20 protein-coding genes and 2 pseudogenes are annotated in these 24,145 nt (G+C 62.9%); 20 read left to right on the plus strand and 2 right to left on the minus strand.

What is annotated here, in order from left to right; genetic code table 11:
• Nucleotides 1-2 precede the first annotated feature (2 nt).
• A complete protein-coding gene (locus HUK73_RS17450) occupies nt 3-1,205 on the minus strand; it encodes an AAA family ATPase (protein WP_062787893.1) in 1,203 nt (400 codons plus the stop codon).
• Between the two features lie 462 nt (nt 1,206-1,667).
• Here HUK73_RS17450 and HUK73_RS17455 point away from each other — a divergent pair, with 462 nt between their 5' ends.
• The 10 genes and pseudogenes from HUK73_RS17455 to HUK73_RS17500 all read left to right on the plus strand — a co-directional run bounded on the left by HUK73_RS17455 (nt 1,668) and on the right by HUK73_RS17500 (nt 15,485).
• Nucleotides 1,668-2,972 carry a replication protein RepA gene (locus HUK73_RS17455; protein ID WP_062787891.1) on the plus strand — a complete coding sequence of 435 codons (1,305 nt, stop codon included), beginning with the start codon at nt 1,668-1,670 and terminating at the stop codon, nt 2,970-2,972.
• Between the two features lie 164 nt (nt 2,973-3,136).
• Nucleotides 3,137-3,982, plus strand: a complete 846-nt coding sequence (locus HUK73_RS17460; RefSeq protein ID WP_176593283.1) for a toprim domain-containing protein — start codon at nt 3,137-3,139, stop codon at nt 3,980-3,982.
• A 75-nt stretch (nt 3,983-4,057) separates the two neighbouring features.
• A complete protein-coding gene (locus tag HUK73_RS17465) occupies nt 4,058-8,281 on the plus strand; it encodes a strawberry notch family protein (protein ID WP_070936342.1) in 4,224 nt (1,407 codons plus the stop codon).
• A 105-nt stretch (nt 8,282-8,386) separates the two neighbouring features.
• Nucleotides 8,387-10,492, plus strand: a complete 2,106-nt coding sequence (locus tag HUK73_RS17470; protein ID WP_037505400.1) for a ParB/RepB/Spo0J family partition protein — start codon at nt 8,387-8,389, stop codon at nt 10,490-10,492.
• 101 nt (nt 10,493-10,593) lie between these two features.
• Nucleotides 10,594-11,535, plus strand: coding sequence for an ArdC family protein (locus HUK73_RS17475; RefSeq protein WP_030090556.1), 942 nt, complete (start codon nt 10,594-10,596; stop codon nt 11,533-11,535).
• Between the two features lie 43 nt (nt 11,536-11,578).
• Nucleotides 11,579-11,845 (plus strand): annotated as a pseudogene (locus tag HUK73_RS17480) (hypothetical protein); the annotation flags it as partial.
• A gap of 612 nt (nt 11,846-12,457) precedes the next feature.
• Nucleotides 12,458-14,380: a reverse transcriptase domain-containing protein gene (locus HUK73_RS17485; RefSeq protein WP_076709853.1), complete on the plus strand. Its 1,923-nt coding sequence runs from the start codon at nt 12,458-12,460 to the stop codon at nt 14,378-14,380.
• Between the two features lie 20 nt (nt 14,381-14,400).
• Nucleotides 14,401-14,742, plus strand: a pseudogene (locus tag HUK73_RS17490) (hypothetical protein); the annotation flags it as partial.
• A 42-nt stretch (nt 14,743-14,784) separates the two neighbouring features.
• Nucleotides 14,785-14,985, plus strand: coding sequence for a hypothetical protein (locus HUK73_RS17495; RefSeq protein ID WP_030090560.1), 201 nt, complete (start codon nt 14,785-14,787; stop codon nt 14,983-14,985).
• The gene (locus HUK73_RS17500; RefSeq protein WP_369805560.1) at nt 14,985-15,485 is read left to right on the plus strand and encodes a thermonuclease family protein; all 501 of its coding nucleotides are present in this window, start codon (nt 14,985-14,987) and stop codon (nt 15,483-15,485) included. The genes HUK73_RS17495 and HUK73_RS17500 overlap by 1 nt, the downstream gene beginning before the upstream one ends.
• A 3-nt stretch (nt 15,486-15,488) precedes the next feature.
• Here HUK73_RS17500 and HUK73_RS17505 read toward each other — a convergent pair whose 3' ends face one another.
• A complete protein-coding gene (locus HUK73_RS17505; protein ID WP_030090562.1) occupies nt 15,489-15,977 on the minus strand; it encodes a hypothetical protein in 489 nt (162 codons plus the stop codon).
• An 87-nt stretch (nt 15,978-16,064) separates the two neighbouring features.
• On the opposite strand from HUK73_RS17505, the gene HUK73_RS17510 reads away from it, so the two are divergent.
• From HUK73_RS17510 to HUK73_RS17555, 10 genes are all read left to right on the plus strand, one after another.
• The gene (locus tag HUK73_RS17510; protein WP_062787883.1) at nt 16,065-17,078 is read left to right on the plus strand and encodes a hypothetical protein; all 1,014 of its coding nucleotides are present in this window, start codon (nt 16,065-16,067) and stop codon (nt 17,076-17,078) included.
• A gap of 97 nt (nt 17,079-17,175) precedes the next feature.
• Nucleotides 17,176-18,783: a PRTRC system ParB family protein gene (locus HUK73_RS17515; protein WP_369805556.1), complete on the plus strand. Its 1,608-nt coding sequence runs from the start codon at nt 17,176-17,178 to the stop codon at nt 18,781-18,783.
• 33 nt (nt 18,784-18,816) lie between these two features.
• On the plus strand, nt 18,817-19,248 hold the full coding sequence (locus tag HUK73_RS17520; protein ID WP_062787879.1) for a PRTRC system protein E: 432 nt from the start codon (nt 18,817-18,819) through the stop codon (nt 19,246-19,248).
• 45 nt (nt 19,249-19,293) lie between these two features.
• Nucleotides 19,294-19,500 (plus strand): PRTRC system protein C, encoded by a 207-nt coding sequence (locus HUK73_RS17525; RefSeq protein WP_030090566.1) that lies wholly within the window; start codon nt 19,294-19,296, stop codon nt 19,498-19,500.
• 167 nt (nt 19,501-19,667) lie between these two features.
• Complete coding sequence (locus HUK73_RS17530) at nt 19,668-20,663, plus strand: hypothetical protein (protein WP_228227686.1); 996 nt, start codon at nt 19,668-19,670, stop codon at nt 20,661-20,663.
• Nucleotides 20,664-20,673: 10 nt separating this feature from the next.
• Nucleotides 20,674-21,504: a PRTRC system protein B gene (locus HUK73_RS17535; RefSeq protein ID WP_030090568.1), complete on the plus strand. Its 831-nt coding sequence runs from the start codon at nt 20,674-20,676 to the stop codon at nt 21,502-21,504.
• Nucleotides 21,501-22,154: a PRTRC system protein A gene (locus HUK73_RS17540; protein WP_150289889.1), complete on the plus strand. Its 654-nt coding sequence runs from the start codon at nt 21,501-21,503 to the stop codon at nt 22,152-22,154. The genes HUK73_RS17535 and HUK73_RS17540 overlap by 4 nt, the downstream gene beginning before the upstream one ends.
• Complete coding sequence (locus HUK73_RS17545; protein WP_030090570.1) at nt 22,151-22,909, plus strand: PRTRC system ThiF family protein; 759 nt, start codon at nt 22,151-22,153, stop codon at nt 22,907-22,909. The genes HUK73_RS17540 and HUK73_RS17545 overlap by 4 nt, the downstream gene beginning before the upstream one ends.
• 93 nt (nt 22,910-23,002) lie before the next feature.
• Nucleotides 23,003-23,647 carry a hypothetical protein gene (locus HUK73_RS17550; protein ID WP_030090571.1) on the plus strand — a complete coding sequence of 215 codons (645 nt, stop codon included), beginning with the start codon at nt 23,003-23,005 and terminating at the stop codon, nt 23,645-23,647.
• Nucleotides 23,648-23,667: 20 nt separating this feature from the next.
• Nucleotides 23,668-24,144, plus strand: a complete 477-nt coding sequence (locus tag HUK73_RS17555) for a hypothetical protein (RefSeq protein ID WP_176593285.1) — start codon at nt 23,668-23,670, stop codon at nt 24,142-24,144.
• Nucleotide 24,145 lies beyond the last annotated feature (1 nt).

Consider the following 24,145-nt stretch of genomic DNA (forward strand, 5'->3'; position numbering starts at 1 on the left):
GCTCAAAGCTGCCCCCCTGCCCGGCTCGGCCAGGTCCGCAAAACGTCTTCTTCGATGTCTCGGCAAACCTCATTCAGATGCCTCATGCACCGGTTGTAAACCTCGTGCGAAGTGACGGGCTTTTCCAGTTCAAAGACCGTCTTCATCCGCGAGCTGGCATTGTCGATCTCCGCACTGGTGACCATCACCGAAGAAGACATTGAGCCTCCGAAAACGCTCCGCATCATCGAAAGTATCTCACGATGCATCGACTTGCTGTCGTCGACCCGGCTGCCGACGAGACGGATGAAATTGTAAGCCGGGCGCCCCCTCCCCGCGAGCTGCTCGAGCTGCTTCATCGTGGTCTTCGCCATGTCGATAAACGACACCGTCGATGCGAAGTCGACCAGGCTTGGCGGCACGGGGATCACCATCGCATTGGCTGCTTGAAGGACCGCCATGGAGACCATGCCGAGTGCTGGAGGCGGATCCATGATCACCACATCGTAATCTTCTACCACCGAGTCGATGGCCTCGGCGATCAGGTCGATGATGTTCAGGTTCTGATTGCGCGCGAGGTAGCCGGCGATCTCGTATTCGAGATTGTAGAGCCGCAAATTCGCAGGGATCAGATCGAGCCCATGGAAGTGGGTCTTCCGAATGATCTTTCGCACACCCAGCAATTCCGGGTTATGGAAATGCCCATAGAGCGTGTCGTCCTCCTCCAGATCGACGTCTGGTCGGTAGCCGAACATCATTGTCGATGAAGCTTGGCTGTCGCAGTCGATAAACAGCACACGATAGCCGTTGATCGCGAAGTGCTGAGCCAGGTGCAGCGCGATCGTGGACTTGCCGACACCGCCCTTGAAATTGCAGACCGAGAGAATGGCGGGTGGATCTTCCGGGCTGCGCCACGGACGCGTTCCGAACACCTCACGCATATGATCGAGTTCTTCGAGCGTATATTGGACGCGATGACCGGAAGCCGTCCGCCCACGCTCCGGCAAACGCCCGTCGCGTTCAGCTTCTCGGATCGCCGACGCGGTGCGTCCGACAAGTGATGCAGCCTTGGAGATAGGGAAGGTGGGGGCTCGCTTCTGCCCTGTCTCTGGATCGACCGCGCTGTCGCGGATCCGCTTGAGGATCGTGAGCGCTTTACGGTGAAGCACATCCAGGCCACCTTCCAGAAGGTCATCGGCGGGGACATTTGTGGGATCAGTGGCCATGAGATTCCGCTTTTGTGGGTTTGATGGCCCACAATAGCGACGTTGGCAGTTTCGAGCAACGATTTGGCCATCGAACTTACAACTTTACCGATGATCTCCGAGCCGTTTCGGATTTCAAGGTAATGCCAATGCGCCCTGGTAGAGGCGCACCGATGATCTCAGTACCTTCCGATGATCTCGGTGCGTCCTACCAATGATCTCGGTGCCAACAGACCGATGATCTCGGAGCGCATACCTATTACATGAATCCCTGAATCAATCCGATTCGCGAATCGGCTTCAAAATTTCGATTTTTGAAAGTGGGAAGGGGCGATTCGGCAAAAGCGGCACCGAGATCATCGGTCGAATTGCAACTCTCACCCCTGATTTCCCGCCAAAACTGCCAACAGGGTTGATTTCGAAACCCAAACCTGTTGAGACAGCGCCATCACAGACCCCGGAGATTCGGGGAAGGGCGGAACAATGAACGGAGATCAGCATAGGCCGATTGGGCACCAATATGCACTCGCCATGATCGATGGCGGTGCAGAGAATGTCCGGAAGCTTGCCTCCACTGCCGGAACCCAATTGACGCTCGACGCCTTCCTGCGAGTCCACGACGAAGAGCCTGTCCCGGCATTTCTCCATTCCGCGCTTTGCGCCATGTCGCTCCCGACCAAGCGCCCGAAGGACGACACGCTCCCGATTATCCGGGAAGACGGCAAGTACGCGCTGGCAATCAACCCTCGGCCGGTTCTTCAAAATATCGATGGCAAGTCGGTCATGAGAAGCCTGGGTGTTCCATATGGGGCCTATCCCAGGGTTGCGCTCATCTATCTGCTTTCACAGGCGGTAATGAAGCGTTCGCGCGACGTCTATCTCGGCCGCAACTTCACGGAATGGATGCGGCGGCTTGGCTATCAAACGGTGTCCTATGGCCCCCGTGGCACCGCAAATCTGATGCGCGAACAGGTCGACCGCTTGCTGGCGTGCGAGTGGCAGATTCGCTGGGATGGCACCGAAACGGACGACAACGCCTTTGCGGTCCGCGATGTGAAGATCTCAAATGAATATGCTGGTTCACTCGACAAGAACGGCACCTTCGCGCGGGAAATCCGTATGTCGGAGGTCTTCTACAGTCACCTTATCGAGCACGCTGTCCCATTAAACGAAGTAGCGATCCGGGAGCTTAAAGGGACGCCAACGGCGCTCGATCTCTATACCTATCTTGCCTATCGCCTCCCACGGATCGGCTCCGACAAGGGGCAGATCATTTCTTGGGATCAACTGGCAAAGCACCTCGGCAACGAGGCTGACAGCAAGCGCTTTCGTCAAACGGTGCGGGAGACGATGCAGCTCGTCTCGGCGGTTTATCCCAACGCGAACGTCGATCTCTCCGGCAGGAAGGTGGTCCTTCATCCGTCTCCAGCGCCGATGGAGCGTAAATTGGTCGGACCCCATTTGCGACTTGTTGGGGCGCCAGGCGTCGAAACGGCACCGAGATCATCGGTTCGCACCGTTCCGCAGGCAACGAAACCCGCAGCGAAATCAGACGAACCGCTTCACGCATTCCCGCCGGGAACGCTTTCCTATGGCGACCGCGAACAGGCGTTTCGGAGTGTCGGTCTCACTAAGGGCCATCCTTGGTCAGTCGACGATATGGCCAACGCATTCCGCAAGGGATTCGCCGATATCAAGAGGCCCCGGACCGACACCGAATGGATGCGGCTCTGGGAGGCCTTCGTGATCAAATATGCGGATCGGCGGAAGAACCGGCCTGACGATTGACCGATGATGTCCGAGCCGTTCGTCGCCTGCGAACGAGCCCGAGTCGTGCCCGATGAAGCGATCAACGTGAGCGCGCCGACCCTCATCGTTCATAGGTCCGGGTCACAGCGCCATGCGCTGAAAGAGGGAAGGGGGGATGTGGCTACCGAGCAGGAGGTAGTCCTATGCCACTCACGGCCAAACGACCGACCCAGGAACTTGTTGACCTCGTAGGCGCTCTTGGCGGCACCTGGACCGGCTACAGGGCTATGGCCCGTTGCCCGGCACATGGCGACAACGATCCAAGTCTTTCGATCCGCCAAGGTGACCGCGGCATTCTGGTGACGTGCTTCGCGGGTTGCGCACGCGATGATGTTCTGCGGGAATTGCGTCGGGTTCGAACCGGCCAACATTATGCAATACCGGAACAGGATCGACCGCAAGGCAGCGCCAATGTCTCGCGCATCTGGGAGCAGGCCGTTGGCGTCAAAGGGACGCTGGCCGAGCGCTATCTTGAGCGACGCAACTTGTTGCCAGCGCCTGCCGACGTGCGCTTCCATTCGCGCTGCCCATACCTCCCGAAGCCGAAAACCGTTTATCGACCGGCTTTGCTGATTGCTGTTCGCGAGATCCGGCAGCTCGTCGCGATCCAGCGCAACTTTCTCGACCCTGCGACAGCGAAGTGCCTCCGAAAAGTCATGCTCGGCGTGCCTGGGACAGGCGCATGGCGGGGCCGGGCAGGGGGCGAGACGCTGGCGATCGCCGAAGGTTTCGAGACTGCCGGCGCCTACACCCGCATCAAGGACATCCCCTGCTGGGCCTCACTTGGCGCCAGGCGGCTCGATCAACTGGTCATTCCACCCGGCATTACGACCCTGCTGATCGCAGAGGACAATGATCCAGAAGGGCGTCGCGGCGCGGCGTCCGCCGAAGCGAAATATGCCCGTCCCGGGCTCATCATCCGCCGCGACCCGCCGCCGCCGGCTTTCAAGGATTGGGCAAAGTTCCTCGACGCGCACTGCCGGACCTGATCCCGGGGCGGAGAGAGGGGAGGGGGATCGAGGGTGTGTCGCTGCGACAGATGCAGCCGCGCAGGAGATTCCCAAATGACCGACCTTTTTCAGACCGCCGAGCGCGGCGACCGTGCCGCTGCGCACATCCTTCTATCCCAACTGGCGTCAGGCGAGCCGGTCACCCGTCAACATCTCAATCGGGCGATGGTGCAGGCGTTCGGCGGAACCGATGCCGAAGGACGCTGGACGCAGCGCTCAAGCTTCGAGGTGCTAGAGCACGCACTCGCCCTTCATCTCCGTGGATCATTGGCGCCTCTGGCCAGCCTCGCCGATGTCGCCGCGCGGATTGACCTCGCGCAGCGCCTCCCCACTCAGACCGTGCGGAGCGAAGACCAGATCGAATGGCAGCAATTCTCGACTCCTGTCGACATTGCGGCCGTCGCGATTCTGCTCGCAGATGTCCGGCAGGATGACGTCATTCTCGAGCCCAGCGCCGGCAACGGTTTGCTCGTTGCACAGCTTGGGGCTCATCGATCGCTGCATCTCAACGAGCTCGATCCGATCCGCCGCGATCGCCTGCACGGCGTTTTCCCCGGCGCAACGATCACCGGCCATGATGGGGCGATTCTTGATGCTGCTCTTGGCGACGCACCGCGTCCTTCCCTGATCCTCATGAATCCGCCGTTTTCGCGGTCGCTCGGCCGCGGCGTCGATGATCTTGCGGCCGTTCGGCATCTTCAGGCTGCACTTCGCCGATTGCAGACTGGGGGCCGCCTCGTTGCCATCATGCCCGACTGGTTCGGACCGACCACCCGAATGCGCGACCACTACGAGACCGTCCTTCGCGGATCGACAGTGCAAGCCTCTGTTCGACTTGAAGGCTGCTATCTCAAACACGGCACGTCTATCGACGTGCGAATCTTCGTCATCGACAAGGTCGCCGGCAGGCTCGCACCAGAAGTCATCCAGGGTGGATCAATCGCGGAACTGCTCGACGTTCTCACCGTGACACCTCGCCTGTCCCTTGTCGCAGATCAGCCGGCACCCGCGCCGAAGCGGGGCGGAGGCATCTCGCTCTTCAGAGCGGTCAAAAGCGCCAAGCCCATGCCCCGGGCCTTTCACGCTGCCGTGCGCAACCATGTCTTGCCGGTTGCTTACACCAGGCTCGAAACCCCGGCGCCGCTGCTCGAACAGACCGGCGTCTATCTGCCCTATCGGCCAAGCCGCCTGGTTTTCGACAAAGCCGGCGAACACCCGACTGCGCTCGTCGAATCCGTTGCCATGGGATCAATCCCAGCGCCGATCCCCGATTACGTCCCTTCGCTGCCGGAGCGGACTGTCACAGAGCGTTTGCTCTCGGCCTCCCAGCTCGAAACCGTCGTTTACGCCGGCCATGCCTGGGCTCAGACGATCCCTGGGCGCTTCGCACCGGACAAGGATGGTGTCGGCCTCGTTATCTCGGAGGAGGGCCGCGGCTACCGAAAGGGTTTCTTCCTCGGGGACGGAACCGGGGCAGGCAAGGGTCGCCAAATCGCGGCCGCCATTCTTGACAACTGGCTTCAGGGGCGGCGTCGCAATATCTGGGTCACCAAGAACGCGCCCCTCCTCGAAGATGCTCGCCGTGATTGGACGGCCCTCGGCGGGCTCGCCGGTGACATTCAGCCCATATCGAACTGGAAGATCGACGAACCCATCAGGCTTGACCAGGGCGTCCTTCTGGTCACCTATCCGACCCTTCGATCGATGCGCGGGGAACATAGCCGGCTGAAGCAGATCATCGACTGGGCCGGCGCCGATTTCGACGGCGTCATCGCCTTCGACGAAGCGCACGAGATGGGCGGTGTCGCAGGAGGCGAGGGCGCACTCGGAGCCAAGGAGGGATCGCAACAGGGCATCAGCGGCGTTCGGCTCCAGAACCATCTGCCCGCCGCGCGGATCCTCTACGCCTCTGCGACGGGGGCGTCCGAGGTCAACAACCTTGCCTATGCCGTGCGGCTCGGGCTCTGGGGACCGGAGACGGCGTTCGCCAATCGCGAGCAATTCATCTCCAGCATTCGCCAGGGCGGGATCGCCGCCATGGAATTGGTCGCACGCGATCTCAAGGCGACTGGGCTCTACATGGCGCGAGCGCTGAGCTTCGCCGGTGTCGAATATGAGATCCTGCGGCACGAACTGACGCCCGCGCAGATCGAGATCTACGACACTTACGCCAATGCCTGGTCCATCATCCACCGGAACATGGAAAAAGCCCTGGAACTCACCGGCGTCGTCGATGGTCTCGAGAACACCACTTTGAATAGCGGGGCGAAGGCATCGGCCCGCTCGCGCTTCGAGTCCACCAAGCAGCGTTTCTTCGGCCAGGTGCTGCTTTCGATGAAGCTGCCAACGGTCATCGCCGCGGTCGGCGAGCATCTTATGGCGGGCCAGTCGGTGGTGCTTCAACTGGTGACGACGGCCGAGTCCATCCTCGACCGGCGATTGGGCATGCTCAGCCCGGATGAGCGCGTCGACCTCGAAATCGACCTCAGCCCTCGTGAATATGTCATCGATTATCTCGAGCGCGCTTTCCCTACTCGCCAAATGCGCGTCTTCACCGACGACACAGGCACGCAGCGCTCCGAGCCGATGACGGACGAGACGGGTAATCCCGTCTACAATCCCGAAGCCGAAGCTGCCCGCGCGCTGATGATCGAGCATCTTTGCGCATTGCCGCCGATCATGTCGGCGCTCGACGGCATCCTGGAGCATTTCGGGCATGATCGTGTCGCGGAAGTCACTGGGCGGACAAAACGCCTAATCTCGACGGGCGACGGCCGGCAGAAGCTGGAAACCCGTTCGACCCGTACCAGTCAGGCCGAGGCCGCGGCCTTCATGCAGGGGCTGAAGCGCGTCCTCATTTTCTCGGACGCCGGCGGGACGGGGCGATCCTATCACGCATCAATGGACGTGCCGAACCAGGAGCAACGCGTCCATCTGTTGCTCGAGCCGGGCTGGCGCGCGGACCGCGCCATTCAGGGCCTTGGCCGAACCCATCGGACCCATCAGGCGAGCACGCCACTGTTCCGGCCCGTCACGACCGACTGCAAAGGCGAACTCCGCTTCACCAGCACGATTGCGAGGCGGCTCGACAGCCTCGGCGCACTCACACGGGGTCAGCGCCAGACCGGCGGTCAGAATCTCTTCGACCCGGCTGATAATCTGGAGAGCGAATATGCTTGCGCTGCGCTGGTGACGTGGTTCCACTTGCTGGTCGATGGCAAGCTCAAGAGCATCTCGCATTCGGAATTCGAGGATCGGACCGGTCTCGAGCTCTGCGACAAGGACGGCGTCCTGAAAGAGGAACTGCCGCCCATCCAGCGATGGCTAAATCGCATCCTCGCGCTTCCCATCGGCCTGCAGAACAGCATCTTCGATGAGTTTCTGTCCCTGGTCGAGACACGGGTATCGGCGGCGAGGGAGGCTGGCCGGCTCGATGTCGGTGTCGAGACGATCCTCGTCGATTCCGCCACCTTGATCGACGACACACTGCTCCGGACCGACCCGGTCAGCGGGGCGACGTCGCACTTGCTGACCATCGAGATCGCGCGGCGGCGGACCCCTGTCACCTTGGAGCGCGTGCTGCGTATCGCCGACAGCGATAGCACCGCCGTATTTCTGCTCAACGCCAAGTCGGGGATGGTCGCGCTGCAGACCCGCGCCCGAGCGCTCATGGAGGAGAAGGACGGAACGCCGATCCCGCGCTTCGAGCTGACGAGGCCGACCCGGCGGGAATATATCCGCGAGCATGAGCTCTTCGAGAGCGCCTGGAAAATAGTCGATCGGGACGCCTTCTGCGCGAAATGGCAGGCCGAAGCCGATGAAGCGGCGAACAAGGTCGACACCGAGACGATCCGCCTCGCGACCGGCTTGCTTCTGCCGATCTGGTCGGCGCTGCCCAGCGATCATCTGGTGGTCAACCGCATCGCTGACAAAGCGGGAAATAGCTGGCTCGGCCGCCTCGTTTTCGACGAGCACGTTGTCCAGCTTTTCACCAAGCTCGGCATCGATCGCGCCGAGAACCTGCCGCCCTCGGACATCATCAAATCGGCCCATTCCGGTCGAAGCGTTGATGTTGCCCGCCCATTCCCCATGACGATCCGCCGCGCGATGGTGAACCGAAATCATCGCATCGAGATAGTCGGGGCGCCGTCGGATCAGCTCGCCTGGCTGAAATCCTTGGGCTGCTTCACCGAGATCATTCAGTACCGGACACGGGTGTTCCTTCCGGTGAGCATCGCCGCCGACATCCTTGGGCGCATTCTCGCCGATCCTGGGTGAGCGCGGGTCGCCCTTGGTCAAACGACCGAGGCCGCTCTTGGGAAAGAGGGAAGGGGGAACGGGGTGGTGTCCGGGAATTGCCGGACGCCAAGAGGAGTGACCCCGGTGATCCAGACCATCAAACTCGCCAAGCTGCGGCTCTCGCCGATCAACGTCCGTACCGCACCGGACGAACAGCTTCAGATTGAACCCATGGCCGCCAGTATCGAGGCCAAGGGCGTCCTTCAGAATCTGCTCGTCACGCCCGCCAAAAAGCCGCGCGGCACCTTCGAGGTCTTCGATGGCGGACGCCGTTGGCGCGCGCTTCGCCTGCTCGCCGAGCGCGGTACGATCTCGGAAGCCGATTTCGATGTCCCCGTCATGATCCTTACCGGCGACGATGCCGAATTGTCCGAAACGTCCACGGCGACCAACTTCCATCAGCTCAAGATGACCCCCGCCGAGGAATGCCGCGCCTTTCAGCACTTCATCGGCTCGACCGGCGATCTCGATGCTGTCGCAAAGCGTTTCGGCGTGACACGTCGCTTCGTCGAGGGGCGCCTGCGCCTCGCCTCGCTGGCAGCGCCGATCTTCGACGCCTTGAGCAAAAGCGAGATCACGCTCGACATCGCCAAAGCCTATGCGTCGACCGAAAGCCACGACAAGCAGCTTCTGGTCTGGAACAGCTACCAGAATGGCCACGTAACGGCCGACACCATCCGCCGCGTCATCGCCAATGAGACGCTCAAGGCCAGCGATCCGATCGCGATTCTGGTCGGCGAGGAGCGGTATCGCGCGGCAGGCGGCAAGGTCGATGGCGACCTCTTCACCGACGGCAACGACCGCTGGAACAATCCCGAGATCGCGCACCGTCTCGCCGGCGACATCATGGAGGCCGAAGCGAGACGCATCGGTGAGGAGACGGGCCTTGCCTGGATCAGGCCGATCGCCAGCAACTACGCCCACAACGCCGCCCACGGCCTCTACCGTGCCATCCTGCAGCCGCCCGCGCTCACCGAGGAGCAATCCGCCCGCCTTGGCGAGATCGAGGCGCGCCGCGCCGAGCTCGAGGCCGAAATGCAGGACGAATCCATCTCGCCCGATGCCTACAAGGCCCTGGACCAGGAGGATGACCGACTGATCGCCGAGGCCGAGGCGATCGAGCATCGCGCGCCCGTGCTGCCAGATGAGCTGCGGCCGCATGTCGGCGCGTTTCTGCTTCTGACGCCGCAGGGCGAGATGCGTCTCGACACCCAATTTTATAGCGAGCAGGAGCTCATCGTCGAAGAACCCGACGCGATCGATGATGCGGGCGGCGGAAATCCCGGCGAACCCGACGAGGGCGGGGCGGGCAGGTTTCGCGTCGGCGTGAAGGATTCGCCCGAGCCAGCTCGCCGACCCGAAGCTGTGGCACCTGGCGGCAAGCCGCTCAGCAATCGGCTCTACGACGAGCTTGCCATACAACGCCGCGATATTCTCGCATCCTGTCTGCTCGCTCAGCCGGCGCTCGCGCTCGATTACGCGCTGTTCGTCATGATCGACGCCCGGGTTTTCGCCGGCGGCGGTTCTGCCGACGAGATCGTTCAATATGGCACCACCATCTGCGCTGATGCCCCGCAGGATCCCGTCACGGCGGATTTGCCCGGCTCACGCGCCCGGTCCTACCTGGCCGAAGCGCATGATGGCCTTGATGCCGGATGGTGCGACCACGATCACGAAATCGATCGGTTCGAAGGGTTTCGCGCGCTCGATGACGACAGCAAGGCGCAGTGGCTGGCCTATATCGTTGCCATGTCGATCGAGGCCAAGCCGCGCGGGGCCAGCGGCCAGGTCGCGATCCACAATCGATTGGCCTCGATCCTCGAGATCGACGTTGCGAGCTGGTGGCGTCCGACCGCGGAAAACTTCTTCGATCGGGTCAACAAGGGCAGCATTTTGAGCCTGCTTCATGACGTCGGCGGCGGCGCGCTGACGGCTCGGCACGCCACCCTGAAGAAGGCGGAGATCTCGGAGAGCTGTGAAAAACTCTTCGCCGGGGCGGCCATTGTCGAGCCCGAGACGAAGGACGCTGTGCTCGCATGGGTGCCGGACGCGATGCGCTTTGGTGCTGCGGCCCCGTGCCCGACCGATCGTCTCGGTGGCGAGCCGGATCGCTCTGCGTTGTCGGATGATCACATGGCGGAAGGCGCTTCGGTCGCGGACGATACGGTGATCGAGCCGGTCGAAGCCTGACCCAGCAGGACAGGGGGGCGGTCGGCGCCACTTGCGCGATCGTCCCCTCCCGCACGCTTGCCTCTCCCGAACCCCATCGTCATCCCGCTGGAGCATCAGCCATGCCTGCGAAAGCCCGTCCGAGCCGCGACGTCGCGGCCGAAATCACCAACCTCATCATCAGAAAGCTGGAAGAAGGCGTCCCGCCCTGGACTCGGCCCTGGCGGGTTGCCGGCGCCGGTGGCCGTCCGCTCCGACACTGCGGCACGCCCTATACCGGGATCAACACGGTCTATCTTTGGGCGATCGCAGACGCGAACGGCTATCGCTCGCGCTACTGGATGACGTATCGCCAGGCCGAAGCGCTCGGCGGCCATGTTCGCCGGGGGGAGCACGGCTCGCTCTCGGTCTATTATTCGAGCTTCAAAAAGACCGAGTCGGACCGGGTGACCGGTGCCGAGAGCGAACGCAGCATTCGTTTCCTTCGCCATTATCTCGTGTTCAACGCCGATCAGATCGATGGGCTGCCCGCCTATTTCTATCCGGACGACGCGACCCCTGCGCCGATCGATCCATCTGCGCGGCAAGCTGCCATCGACGAGTTCTTCGATCATGTGCCGGCAGATGTTCGACATGGCGGCGATCGCGCCTTCTTCCACCCGACATTTGATTTCATCCAGATGCCGCACCGGCGGTCATTCACAACGATGGATCATTACGCCTCGGTGAGGGCACACGAGACCGTTCATTGGTCAGGCGGCAGCTCGCGCCTTGCCCGGACCTTCGGCAAGCGGTTCGGCGACAAAGCTTATAGTTTCGAGGAGCTTGTGGCTGAGATCGGAAGCGGCCTGATTTGCGCGCATTTGGATCTGCCGAACGAACTGCACGACAATCATGCGAGCTACGTCGCCCACTGGCTCGGCATTTTGCGCGCGGACAAGACCGCAATCATTCACGCCGCCTCGAAAGCTGAGCAGGCCTTCAACTACCTTCTGGCGTTTGGCGACAGCGACGACACGGCGTCATCGGCCGAGGGGGTCAGGCAGATCCTCGAGGCGGCCTGACCGCCGCTAATCCGAATTTTCCCCGACATCACAGGAGATACCGATGGGCTGGCTCACCATGTCCCGTTTCCACATGGGCGGACACAAGACCGCCAAGGATTATCTGGACGCGCAATTCACCTATAGCCGCGAGGCGGACGGGACGATCAAGGGACTGAAGGTGCTCGCCTCATCCTGCCCCCAGAATCGCACCTATTATGCTGCGGCTCAGGTGATGATCGACGGCGTCGGCAAGGAGGTTTTCGCGATCGTCTGCAAGGTGATGTGGAATCCCAAAAGCAAGTCCGGCGAGCATTTCGGCTACAAGGATAGTGCGCCGTTGCGGCGCTGAAATGGAGTATCAGTGATGATGAGGTAAGTTGAGAATGCCTCTGCTCGCCGGACTAACCTCGGGCCTCACAAGGTCTGAAATCCCGAAAGGGACGGGGAACAATAGCATGTTCGGAAAAGGCCAGATGCGTCTTAGTCGCAAATGGAGGCGATGACGGTCAGGGCAAGGTGCGTATGGTGAAGGCTACACTGCTTAAATCCCAGTCTGCAGCAATCTATATAGCGATACTGGCGAAAGCGACTGTCACGCCAGGTCCGGATGATGACAGCGGTCTCATGTCTTGGCCGCCTGTTTCTCAGCCCATCCGGTGCGCCTCTCGTCGAGGGGTTTAGTGGACGAACGGGACACCTAACCGCGCCGCATCTCCATTCAGCGTAACTACGGGATGCCCTAAACAGGCGGCTTCTGCCGGCCTGCATGGGTACGGAGCCGCCATATTACTCAAATGCCCGGGGTAATGCCCGGGACATCGACCTCTTCGGAGGCGGCGGTGCAACTGTATAAGGTCTCGAGCGATCGGGCCGAAAGCGGGGAAGACCGGGGGAAGGGCGGCAGCTGTGATTCTTCAACCACCGATCATGGGGTGTGCTGATGCTGCCAGAAACTGTGAAAGGCCGGTTGGAGGCCATTCCGGCGCTCGTTGCGTCGGGCAAAAGGGTGAATGGACTCTATCGTCTGATGGGGTCTCGCCTCCTTTGGGAGGAGGGGCTCCAGAAGATCGGATCCAACAAGGGTGCGATGACGCCGGGTATTGACGGCGAGACCTTCGCGGACTTCGGACCGGAAGACCTCGACCCGATTATCGCCAGCGTGACGGCAGGGACCTATGATCCCAAACCAGTGCGTCGGGTGTTTATCCCGAAAGGCAAGGGCAAACGGCGTCCGCTGGGCATTCCCACGCGCGACGACCGCCTCGTTCAGGAAGTGGCGCGGCAACTGCTCGAACGGATCTATGAACCGGTGTTCTCGAACGCCTCCCATGGATTCCGGCCGGGCCGGTCGTGTCATACGGCGCTTGAACACGTCAAAGCCGTATGGACGGGGGTGAAATGGCTCGTAGATGTGGATGTCGCGGGGTTCTTCGAGAACATCGACCACGACATCCTCCTGCGGCTGTTGCGGAAAAGGATCGATGACGAGAAATTCATCGGCTTGATCGGCAGCATGCTTAAGGCGGGTGTTATGGAAGACCGGGTTCACACCCGGACCTACAGCGGCACTCCGCAGGGCGGTATCGTCTCTCCAATCTTGGCCAACATCTACCTCCATGAACTCGATATGTTCATGGCGGAACGGATCGCGGCTTTCGAGAGGGGGAAGGTCCGTGCCACGAACCCGGAATATGGGCGACTGGCTGGGCGCATCCAGAAACAACGGAAGCGCGTCACCATGCTGCGGGCCAAAGACAATGTCGACGAGGTGAAGGTTGCGGCCTCCTTGGCCAAAATCCAAACCTTACTGCCGCAAAAGCGGTCCATCCCGTCGAGAGACGCGATGGACCCCGGTTATCGCCGACTTCGTTACTGTCGCTACGCGGACGACTTCATGATTGGGGTTATCGGTAGCAAGGAGGATGCACGAAGCGTGTTCGCCGAAGTCAGGGCATTCCTGACCGAGGCGCTGGCGCTCACGGTGTCCGAGGAGAAAAGCGGTATCCGCAAGGCGAGCGATGGAGCCGCCTTCCTTGGATATGAGGTCCGCACATATACGACACGCCAACGGGTTGTCCGGAGCCGACAAGGTTCCGTCAGCTTCCTTCGTAGGCCGCCGTCGGAAGTGATGCAGCTGCATGTCCCTTGGGAGAAGGTCCACGCGTTCGCTTCTGCAAAAGGTTATGGTGATCTGTCGGTGTTGAAGCCGCGTCATCGTAGCCTGCTGCTCAGCTGCAGCGACGTTGAGATCGTCCTAGCTTACAACGCCGAATTGCGGGGTTTTGCGAACTACTATGCTCTCGCCAAGGATGTGAGCTTCAAGCTGAACAGGCTTGAGTTTCTCCAGCGGTGGAGCTTGTTCAAGACCTTGGCCAGCAAGCACAAAACCAATGTGCGAGCGGTCGTGGCCCGCATGAGGACGGGGCAGGAATTCACCATCGGCTACGACGTCGATGGCCAGCCCCGATCGGTCAAAGTCTGGAAACTGGCTCATCTGAAACGTGATCCGGCCACCTCGTCCAGGATTGATATCCAGCCTTGGACGCAGGTGTTCACCCACTCACGTACGGACTGGGTTGATCGTCAGAATGCCAAGCAATGCGAGGCTTGCGGTCGATCCGATGTTCCGTGTCACGTGCACCATATCCGGGGGATGGCCGATGTTTCGCACCGCGGTTTTGTCGTGAGAATGAAGGTGGCACGCGCCCGCAGGACGGTGGTCCTGTGCGAGCAATGCCACTGGGATACTCACAGAGGCCGCCTGCCCGATCTACGGCAAAGTGATGGTTCGTCACAGTGGAGAGCCGCATGCGGTGAAAGCTGCACGTGCGGTTCGGCGGGGGGATCAGGGCTGACTCCATGAGCAGCACCAATCCTACCCGACTGGACGAATCTGTCGGCCCCTATGAGGATAGCTGTCCCCGCCACATTCTCGACCTTCTGACCCCGACCGACCGGGAGCACGCCCTCGACTGGCGCGCGCGGTGCCGTGCCAACCTGGCCCGCCGATCGCGCAAGATCGAGGACGGCGACCGGATCAAACTGGCCCAGGCGCTGACCTTCTCCGATGGTCATGTGGGTGACGAATTTATCGTCGTGAAGCGCGGCCGCCGCCTGAGTTTCCGCGATCCCGCGACTCGCTGCGGCTATGCGATCAGCCGGTTCATGGAGCGCGACTGGACGATCCTGCCGGTCACTAAGGTTCACAAGACGATCTTTGCATGAGTGCGTCAGCCAGTATCATTCCCGCAGCAGGGAGAAGCCATCATGTTTGCCGCGTGTCTTGAATTGTCGCCCAAGCGTCTGCAGCTTTGCAGCCGCGAGAACGCCAATCGCGTCGCAGGTCGCCTATTCGACGAGCGGCCGGGTAGGCTGTCGATCGTCCGCACTGGCGATCCGCTGCAACCATTCCGGGTCTGCACGACGCCGGCGGCCGATGATCATGTCGAGGTGGAGATGACATTTTGATCCGGATCGCGGCGGCCATCATCCTCGCGGGCGGAGCCGCTCTCACATCGCCCTCATGGTCTCAGAGTTTCGACGCGAAGGCGCGGGCGCTCGATGGCGATACCGTGGCCGTCGATTTCCGGTTGCTTGGGGTCGACGCATTCGAGCGCGGGCAGCTCTGTCGGCGCGCCTCGGGATGTTGGCAGTGTGGGAAGGCCGCACAGGATTTCGCCGCGAACGCCCTGCGCTCCAAGGCCGCGACGATCCGGCTCGTGTCTTCGTCTTCTTATGGCCGCCCCGTTGCGGTCGTTACAGTCGACGGCGCGGATTTGGGAGAGCGTCTTATCCGCGCGGGTCTCGCGACCCCGCAGGCGAGTTATCTCAGAGACGATCCCGCTCGCCTGCGCGCATATAATGCGGCCTTCGCTTCGGCCAGGAGGCAAAGGGCAGGGGCCTTTGCCGGAGACTGGATCGAACCGTCGCGCTGGCGGCACGGGAACCGCCTGAGCTGCGAGCGCTGATGGTCAGGCCGACAAAGTCGGGTCGGCCCACCAAGATGGTCCCTGCTCGAAATTTCCGTCCATCCTGACCAACGGCCCATCGGGCGCGTCGGCCACATAGGGGTTCACGAGCGGCATCACCGTCTCCTTCAGGCGCTTCTGTTCGCCTGCGATGCGCCCGCGCCGCTCCAGCAGATCCTCCAGCCATTCAAGATCGTCGAGCATCGACACCACGCCGCGGCCGGCGAGGCAGAAATAGATGCAGCGCTGAAAATCGTCGGCACCATCATTGCCCAGGATCTCCGCCAGCTTCAGCTTGCCCGCCGAAACCCCTTCATGCACCCAGCTTACCGCCTCGCGCAGCTCCCGCACCGAATAGTAGGCGTCCTCGACATGAATGCCGATCGCCGCATTGGCGATCATCCGACGGGTCGGCCGGTTCTCCATATCCAGCGCCGCATCCCGCAGCGTTATGTCGAGATCGAACAGGTGTCGGATGCTGGGCGTCGTCATGGCAAATCTCCTACTCATTAGAACGTAACGTGAACATGCGCGACCGTCAATTGTCCGCGTGCTTCCGTTGCGAGCGGAGCGCGCATCATGCCCATCAACGTCATCGTCGGCCTTCCGCACCTGAACGATGGGCCGATCCTTCAGCGGGCACGCGCGCTTGGCCGGACCGCGCTCATCTCGGCGAACGCGCTTTCACGTTGGTCCGAAAAGCGCGGCTGGCGGGAATGGACCGGATGGCGCCTGGGGCAACTCCAGAATGCACGGGGTTTGTCCGGCCTCTGCCTGGACTCCGCAGGCTTCGTCGCGACTGCGCGCTATGGTGGCTTCCCGTGGTCCCTGTCGGACTATGTATCGCTCGCGGCGGCCTATCCATTCCAATGGTGGGCAAGTGCCGATTACTGCGTCGAGGCTGAGATCGCGCGAGATCGCGACGAAGTCTTCGACCGCCTGTCGCGCACCATCCGCGCCAATCGCGACTGCCGCATCCTGGGCGAGGATGCCGGAATAGCCGACAGACTGATGCCTGTGATCCAGGGCCGGCGACCATCCGACTATGAGCGCTGTGTCGATGCGCTCTGGGGTTCGCTCCGCCCCGGCGCATTGATCGGTGTCGGAAGCATGTGCCGGCGCGATATTCACGGACCGGAAGGCCTGATCGCGGTCATCGACCATCTCGATCAGATTCTTCCGGCCGGTGTTCTGCTCCACGCATTCGGCGTCAAGGGCACGGCACTGCCCTTCCTTCTGCCTTTCGCACACCGGGTCGCGTCGATCGACAGCCAGGCCTATGGCGTCGGTGCGCGTCGGGCAGCCCTGAAGGCGGGGATCTCCAAGACCGATCGCGTCGTGGCCGATTACATGGAGCAATGGCTCGCCGGTCAGTACCACCGACTAACCGAGCGGCCGCGCCGCCTTCCGCAGCAACGGCCTGCTGACGCAGATCCTCCGCCGATCGATCCCTGGGAGGCCGCAATCGCGCAGGCCCGTACCGAAATCCGCGATCTCATCGAGTCCGGCGATCTTGATCATGATGAGATGTTCGAGCCGTGGCTAGAGCAATGGGCGGCCGACATCTTCCATGACCAGACGGCGGAGCGGTGAAAGGGGAGGGGGAGTGGAAGGGTGAGCATCAGGCTCACCGAAAGGGTGCGCGTCGCGAGCAAGCGCGTGCACCGCCATTCTCACTAGGAGAACCGCCTTGACCGCATCGCACCCTGTCGGGACCGCCATGGTCCCGCTCGCCCGGATTGCCGTGGGCTATAATCCGCGCCGCTATTTCGACCGGAAGAAGCATGACGAACTCGTCGCCTCCCTGCGTTTGCGAGGCATGCTGCAGCCGATGCTGGTTCGGCCCGCTGCCGACCTGCCGGAGCATTTCACGATCGTCGCGGGCGGTCGCCGCTACCGGGCCGCAATGGAAGCCTTCGGCGAAAACGCCGAGGTGCCGGTCCTGATCCGGGAGATGACCGACCAGGAGGCGCTCGACGCGGCGATTGCCGAAAACGACGATCGCGATGATCCTTCCGAGACCGAGCAGGCGGACGCGGCCGTTCGCTATCTCGCGGCGTGCCAAGGCGACCGGGCTGAAGCTGCACGGCGGCTTGGCTGGTCCCGCGCAAAGCTGGACCGCCGGCTCGCGCTCGCCGACCTTTCCGAGACCGTCAAAACCGCGCTCGACGAGCGCCGGATCAAGGTCGGACACGCCGAATTGCTCGCCGCCGTTCCCGCCGACAAGCAGGACAAGGCGCTCGAGACGATCATCGCGGCCGGCCTTGACATCGCAAAGACCCGCGATCTTCTCATGAAGGTCACGCAGCGCCTCGCCGATGCCCTGTTCGACAAAACGGAATGCACCACCTGTCCGTTCAATTCAGGGACGCAGCGCGCCCTGTTCGACACCCATGTCGACGATGGCCACTGCACCAACGCTACCTGCTTCCAGCTAAAGACCGAGGCGGTCGAAGCTGCACGCCGTGATGCGGAGGCGGCCGCCGAGGCCGAGGACGCCGCCGCAGCGATCGAACACGATGACGCTCTCGCCGACGATGGCGACGAAAACGAGGACGGCGGTGAGATCGGCGGTCTGACCGATGACGCAGCGCCTTCAGCACCTCTGGTCGGTCGCGGAACCGTCGTGCGCAAGGTTTCCACCAGCACCGGGCCCAGTGTTACCGCAAAGTCCATCGCAGGCCGCACGACCGACCTGCGGGAGGCGACATGGCGCACGGCGCTCGCCCGCGGGCTGGCCGACGATCCTTTGAACGCCCAGGCGGCGATCCTCGTGGCAGCGCTGACCGGCACGCTTTCGCACATCAAGTCAGGCACTTTGACCTCGCGCGCTGCACTGCTGGTCGACGCCGCGTTCCCCGATCGCGGTTTCAAGGAAAAGATCGCAGAGATCCGCGAGCTATCGGAGGTTCAGGCCACCACGGTGCTGGCTGCGATCGGGGCAGCATATGCCCGGGACGTCCAGTCGTTCGCGCACGTCGCCGATCTCGCCGGCGCCTTCGGCATCGACATCCGGACAGTCTGGCAGGTCGATCGCGCTTTTCTCGAACGATACACGAAGGACGAGCTCAAGTTCATTGCCGCCGAGAGCGGCCTGGTCGCGCACATGGGCGAGAAGGCATTCGCAAAGTTGCTCGGCGCCAAGAAGGGCGACCTGATCTCCGGCATGTTGAATGCTGTCGGGTTCGATTGGGCTGGCCGGGTGCCAAGCGCGATGGCCCTCGATGGCCGCTATGCGCCGCCCAATTCGCTTCCGCCCGCCAAGGCCGACGAGGTTGTCACCGAACTGGCCGCCTGACCTCGCCCAACTTTCCAATCAAGGAATCCCACAATGCTGATCACCAATCTTCTGCCCATGCTGGGCAACTATTCGCTCGCCTTCGATCTTGTCGCCGGCGATGACGGTGTCGTTACCCTCATCATCATTCCCCGCGTCGCCGAAGGCAAAACGCACAAGGCCGAGGCCGGCGAGCTGCGTCCGATCTCGATCACAGCGACGGCCGCCGAGATCGATGCAGAGCTTGCGAAGGGCGCCGAGGGGGCGCTCGGTGGGCTGATTGCCACACGCATGGCGCTTGCCGATCAGATCGCGACCCAGCGGGACGCGGCCGAGGCCGCGCGCGCGGCGTCTGCGGAGGCGGCGAAGGCAAAGGCGGCATCGGCACCCGCCAAGCCGGTAGTCGCAGCGAGCACGCCGGCCGCGCCAGCGGCGGGCGCCCTGCCGGCCGATGCAAAATCGGAGGAGCCCGCCAGCCTCTGGTGATCGGAAGCAACCGACACCCTTTGCAATTCCAACAAGGACATTCCGATGCAGATCGACCATCTTGCCCGCGTCTACCGCTATGACGGTATCGACCTCCCGCAGCCGCCGCACCTTGCCAATGACCCGCAGGGGCTGCGCGCCTACCACGCCACCCTCTACCCGGCGATCCTCAATGCCGACCTGGTCGATGCCGGGGTTACTGGCGGTGTCCACGTCACCGAATATCGCCGAGCTGTCGGCACCAAGGGCTGACATGGCGCGCGTTCAAATGGCGGCCATCCCCGCCGCACCGCGCTGCACGCTGCTCCATTGGATCGAGAACGACCATGGCAACACTTCCGAACTCTCCCGGCCTGCCTGCAGCAAACAAGCCCAGGCCCTCCATGCGAAGATCATCCTCGACGCGGGCACGCGCGAGGATGGTCCTGCCGATCCTATCCCGCCACCCACAGGACTCTCCCTTCCTCCGCTCGGCTGATCTGGCAGGACGGACCGTCCATATCTCCCCTGATATTCCGGTGATGTTCGATCGACCTTTGGCGGCCCACCATAAGCTCGTCGGCAGTTGGGTCGCCTCGAAAGAGCAGGAGACAGTGCACCGCACGCGCCCTGAGGCGCGCCGACATATCGAACGGGTCTTCCAGACCGAGGTCCTCGAAAGCTTGCGGAGCTGCACGATCGCGGACCTGCGCGTCGTCGTGCTCAACGGCGAATCCTGCGGGGCGCCGGCGGTCGCGATCGTCTGCGACAGTGTCGGGCAGCTCGATCTCGGATGGATCGAGGACAGCAAGCGGCCGATCCCGTGGCGCGCGGCTGCGTATCGGGTGCTCGAGCGCACGCTCGGAAGTGCTCTCCCGATCTTCTGCTACGATGACCTCTTCGACAACATCTCGATGTACTATTGGGACGGCGAGACCGAGGACGCCGCTGCGCGCGAGGCCCTCGTTGCGCTCCATGGGGCTGACGACAGCGAGATCGCGGCCCAGACCATGCCGTCCGAAATGAACGCCAGGCGGCCAGAATGGATGCTCGCCGCGAGGGCAGCGCCCACGTCGAAGTTACCGACTGCCCTTCGTCGGGCTCTGCGCGAATTGCGGGATGCCCACGCGGCGCTCACCAATTTGCCTGACGAACATCACGCCTGGCGCCTCGAGATGGATGTTCTCTACGAATATGTCCCCGGTATCGAGGAATGTTCGCCGCTTCCGCCGCTGACACTCGTTCCCGTCGAACAGTTCGCGGTCGAGGTCGACGACGTCGGGCGTCACGGCATGGAATATGGTTTCATGGACGTGACGGGCCTTTGCCCAATGACGCACTCCACCGCGATCGATGTCTGGCATGCGTCACTCGCCGCCGGCGCGCGGCTGCTGCGGGCCGCCAAACATCTCATCGAACTCTATCCTCCCGAATAACGAGGCCGACATGACTGACCATTGCGTGCAGTTCGAGCGAACCGCAGGCGGCATGATGCTGACCAACGCCATCCTGCTCTACAGAAGCGACGGGGCTCGCGGCCTCGGCTCGCATCTTACCCCTGGCGAAGATGCCGAGGCATTCGCCAGCATCCATCAGATCGAGCACGACGCTATCGGCGCGCCGACCATCGCCGCTGGAACGCCTTTGACCCGGGCGCATCTGCGGCATTGGTCGCAGGCGCTCGGCCGCGTCGCCCCGCCGCAAATTCTCCCCGAAACGGTGCTTGTCGCCCATCCCGACCTGCTGGTCTGGTGGGTGCCCGCACAGGTGAGGACGGCCTATTTCGACCTCTCGGCGAAACTGGCTGGACTGCGTGCGCTTGGCGGCCGCGCGATCGTCCCGGTTGCCTATCCGGCACACGTCCTTGTCGCCACACGGCGCCGGCTTGGAGTCTTTGCGCTTGAGCGGAACGAGCGGCCCGCGGCCGAAACCGCCTTGCTTCATTCGCCGATCCTCAACGTCTTCCTCAACGGTTCCCTCTGCTGGGGTAACATTCCGAAGCCGACATCGCTGGATGTGTCCGCCATTCCCGAGTTCGAGCGCGCGCTTTTCGACTCCTGGTCGACCCATCCGAATCCGGGTCAGGAGCTGACGATCACGGGGAAGGGCGGTCTCGTGCGTCTCTGGGACACCCTCGCAGCGACCCGCGCGACCCGCTTCCCGGTCAAACGCTTGAGGCCGTTCCTCGGAGATCGTCGCCAGACCGCCCCGCGAGGCGCCGCCAAGGCCGACCCAGTGACGCTCGGCGACCTCATCTACGGAAGGTCCGGCCGATGACTGCCCTCGCCGAAGACCCGACCGCCGCCGCGGTACTGGCGGAGGCGCCTTGCTATCCCGTGCCGCCGGATGGGCGATCACCCGCGATCGAGGCCGTTCGCGAAGCCCGAGCAGGCAGCTGCCTCGCAATCGGCCGCGATGGTGTCTGCCTGATCTTGCGCCGGGCCTGGCTGGCTCTGGATCTGCCCGTGACACCGCCGATCCCGGCCTACCTGCCCTACGGGAGCATTGGAGTTCGCCGCGCGGACCTGCGTTGCGGCTTGATACCGGCGGAGCTGCTGCGGCAAGTCCTCGAGCACTTTCGCGCCGCGCTGCCCAACGAGGCCGCCGCCTTCATCCTCTGGGATGAGGCTAATCGGCGATTCTGGGTCGACTTCCCCCAGATCGACCGCGCGACGCCGTCACACCTCACTTATCGTCCGCCTGCGCTGCCGCCGCACCATCACCTCATCTGCGACATTCACAGCCATGGGCACGGCGCGGCCTTCTTCAGCGCAACCGACGACGCGGACGACGCGCACGCGACCAAGATCGCCCTGGTTGTCGGACGTCTGGGTCATACGGACGGCCCCGCATTTGCCTCGCGACTGTGCGCCGCAGGGATGTTCCTCCCGCTGCCGCGAAGCCCTTTTTTCAGGAGACGATCATGACCTCTGAGACGCCCCTTCGCCACTATCTGCCTGCGGCGCTCGGCAACCGCGCGATCAAAATCGTGCTTGTGGGATGCGGCGGCAACGGCGCGCAGATGCTGATGGGGCTCGCCTCGCTGGATACGGCGCTGCGGGCGATTTCGTCGCGTTCGCTCGATGTAACCGTCGTCGACGACGATATCGTCAGCGAGGCCAATCTTGGCCGGCAGCCCTTCTTCAGGTGCGACATCGGCAACTCGAAGGCCCGGACGTTAACCGAGCGGATCAATCTCGCCCACGGTCTGGCCTGGACGGCGGTGCATGGCCGGGCACCCGAGGCCGCGAAGCTCGACGGCACCGACATCGTCATCACTTGTGTCGATACCGCATCGGCGCGCCGGAGCGTCGGTGCGGCCATCGCCTCGGCCAGGAATGCGCCGGCCTATTGGCTGGATCTCGGCAACCGCGCTGGCGACGGGCAATATATCATCGGTTGCCCGAACGCTGAGCCCGAGGCCGGGCACCAGATCCTCCCGACAGTCCTCGAATATTTCCCCGAGGTCGCGAACGAGAGCCTGCCTGACGACGACGCGCCGTCGTGCTCGATGGCCGAAGCCCTCGAGCGCCAGTCGCTTTTCGTGAACCGGGTGGTGGCGAGCCACGCGCTGGCCCTTCTCTTCGATCTCGTTGGCCGCGGATCGATCGGCCACGCGGGCGCGTTCATCAATATCGCCACCGGGCAGGCCGTGCCGATCCCGCTACCGATCGCTGCTTGAATCTTCGGTCGAGCCCGAGGCCGGCCACGGGAGAAAGGGGAGGGGGAGAGGGCCGTTTGAGCGGATTTTCGCTCAAGACCGGAGGGCCATCCCATGACTTACGACGTCGCCATGCGCCACCAGCAGGCGCTCGACCCCAGCGCGCTGATCACCGTCGGCACCACCCTCCACGCGATCGGAGCCGCGATCAAGGATTGCCGCAACGCCGGCAAAGACGCCGAAACCGATCCCGCCGTGATCCTGCTCGTTCGCCACCTCAGCGCAGTGTGCGAAGATCGTCCGTCCAATCTCGAGCTTCGGCGCACCTGCATGGACCAGATCGCCGAAATCCGCCGAACGCCGGTCCTGCGCAACCTCGCCTATCGGGGCGTGAGCCATGACGAGGCCGCCAAGCGGCTCTTCCATTCGGAGGGCCGCACCGCAATGCGGCGCCTCGCCGACGCGCTGGGCCTATGCGACGGAACCTATGACATCCGCTCCAGCAAGGGCGGCCCTGCGGTTTCCGGCGAAATCACGCTCCATGGCGAGGAAGCATGGGTGCAGCTCTCGCTTGGCTGTTCGGGCCCGGGCCGGGAAGTCCTCTATCGCCGGGTTCGTGGCCGCGATGATCACTGCGGCGCGCGCAATCACTGGGCATCGGTCAATGATCTCATGGCGCCCGACCGTTTCGCCGACCGTCTGCGGCGCGACCTTCGTCTCACGCCGCCGGTCGAACAGCCGATGCGCCTCTTCGCCTGATCTCGACCGAGGCCGACCACATGATCCATGTCGAAAAAATCCCGCAGTTCGACCCCTGTTCGACTGCCACCTGGCTGGCCCGGGGCCGCGCACCGGAACATGCCGAAGCGATCGCGAAAGCCTGGCGCGACTTTCCGGACCTGGCGCCGACGGCTTCACCTGAAGATCGCATGGCGCGCACCCGCGCGCGCGTCCAGGCGATGAAGCCCGTCAACGACGCGATTGCCGCGCATAGCGAGGCCGAGCGCCAGGCGCGCAATTTCAGCTTCACCGAGGAGCGCGCCGTCTCAGGACGCGGTGATGAGCGCGATGCGGCGATCCTGCGTGGACGCGATCGTTATGGTTATGACTGGAATCTCGCGATCCGCTATGCCGATGGCTGGTACGCCTTATGCGCAGCTGGGCATAATGCATATTATCGCGAGGTTGTAATAATGCGAAGGAGCGCGGGACATAAGTGCAAAACCGCCATATTTTGCCACGCTCCTTCGCATTAAT

Origin of the sequence: Sphingobium sp. EM0848, from assembly GCF_013375555.1 — a bacterium.
Classification (GTDB): Bacteria; Pseudomonadota; Alphaproteobacteria; order Sphingomonadales; family Sphingomonadaceae; genus Sphingobium.

Excerpts from the sequence above, each read along its gene's own strand:
- HUK73_RS17510 (WP_062787883.1), top strand. The coding sequence starts at position 16,065 with ATGCCCATCAACGTCATCGTCGGCCTTCCGCACCTGAACGATGGGCCG.
- HUK73_RS17485 (WP_076709853.1), top strand. The coding sequence starts at position 12,458 with ATGCTGCCAGAAACTGTGAAAGGCCGGTTGGAGGCCATTCCGGCGCTC.
- HUK73_RS17530 (WP_228227686.1), top strand. The coding sequence starts at position 19,668 with ATGGTCCTGCCGATCCTATCCCGCCACCCACAGGACTCTCCCTTCCTC.
- HUK73_RS17495 (WP_030090560.1), top strand. The coding sequence starts at position 14,785 with ATGTTTGCCGCGTGTCTTGAATTGTCGCCCAAGCGTCTGCAGCTTTGC.
- HUK73_RS17505 (WP_030090562.1), bottom strand. The coding sequence starts at position 15,977 with ATGACGACGCCCAGCATCCGACACCTGTTCGATCTCGACATAACGCTG.
- HUK73_RS17465 (WP_070936342.1), top strand. The coding sequence starts at position 4,058 with ATGACCGACCTTTTTCAGACCGCCGAGCGCGGCGACCGTGCCGCTGCG.
- HUK73_RS17455 (WP_062787891.1), top strand. The coding sequence starts at position 1,668 with ATGAACGGAGATCAGCATAGGCCGATTGGGCACCAATATGCACTCGCC.
- HUK73_RS17450 (WP_062787893.1), bottom strand. The coding sequence starts at position 1,205 with ATGGCCACTGATCCCACAAATGTCCCCGCCGATGACCTTCTGGAAGGT.
- HUK73_RS17545 (WP_030090570.1), top strand. The coding sequence starts at position 22,151 with ATGACCTCTGAGACGCCCCTTCGCCACTATCTGCCTGCGGCGCTCGGC.
- HUK73_RS17535 (WP_030090568.1), top strand. The coding sequence starts at position 20,674 with ATGACTGACCATTGCGTGCAGTTCGAGCGAACCGCAGGCGGCATGATG.
- HUK73_RS17555 (WP_176593285.1), top strand. The coding sequence starts at position 23,668 with ATGATCCATGTCGAAAAAATCCCGCAGTTCGACCCCTGTTCGACTGCC.
- HUK73_RS17475 (WP_030090556.1), top strand. The coding sequence starts at position 10,594 with ATGCCTGCGAAAGCCCGTCCGAGCCGCGACGTCGCGGCCGAAATCACC.
- HUK73_RS17520 (WP_062787879.1), top strand. The coding sequence starts at position 18,817 with ATGCTGATCACCAATCTTCTGCCCATGCTGGGCAACTATTCGCTCGCC.
- HUK73_RS17550 (WP_030090571.1), top strand. The coding sequence starts at position 23,003 with ATGACTTACGACGTCGCCATGCGCCACCAGCAGGCGCTCGACCCCAGC.
- HUK73_RS17540 (WP_150289889.1), top strand. The coding sequence starts at position 21,501 with ATGACTGCCCTCGCCGAAGACCCGACCGCCGCCGCGGTACTGGCGGAG.
- HUK73_RS17460 (WP_176593283.1), top strand. The coding sequence starts at position 3,137 with ATGCCACTCACGGCCAAACGACCGACCCAGGAACTTGTTGACCTCGTA.
- HUK73_RS17525 (WP_030090566.1), top strand. The coding sequence starts at position 19,294 with ATGCAGATCGACCATCTTGCCCGCGTCTACCGCTATGACGGTATCGAC.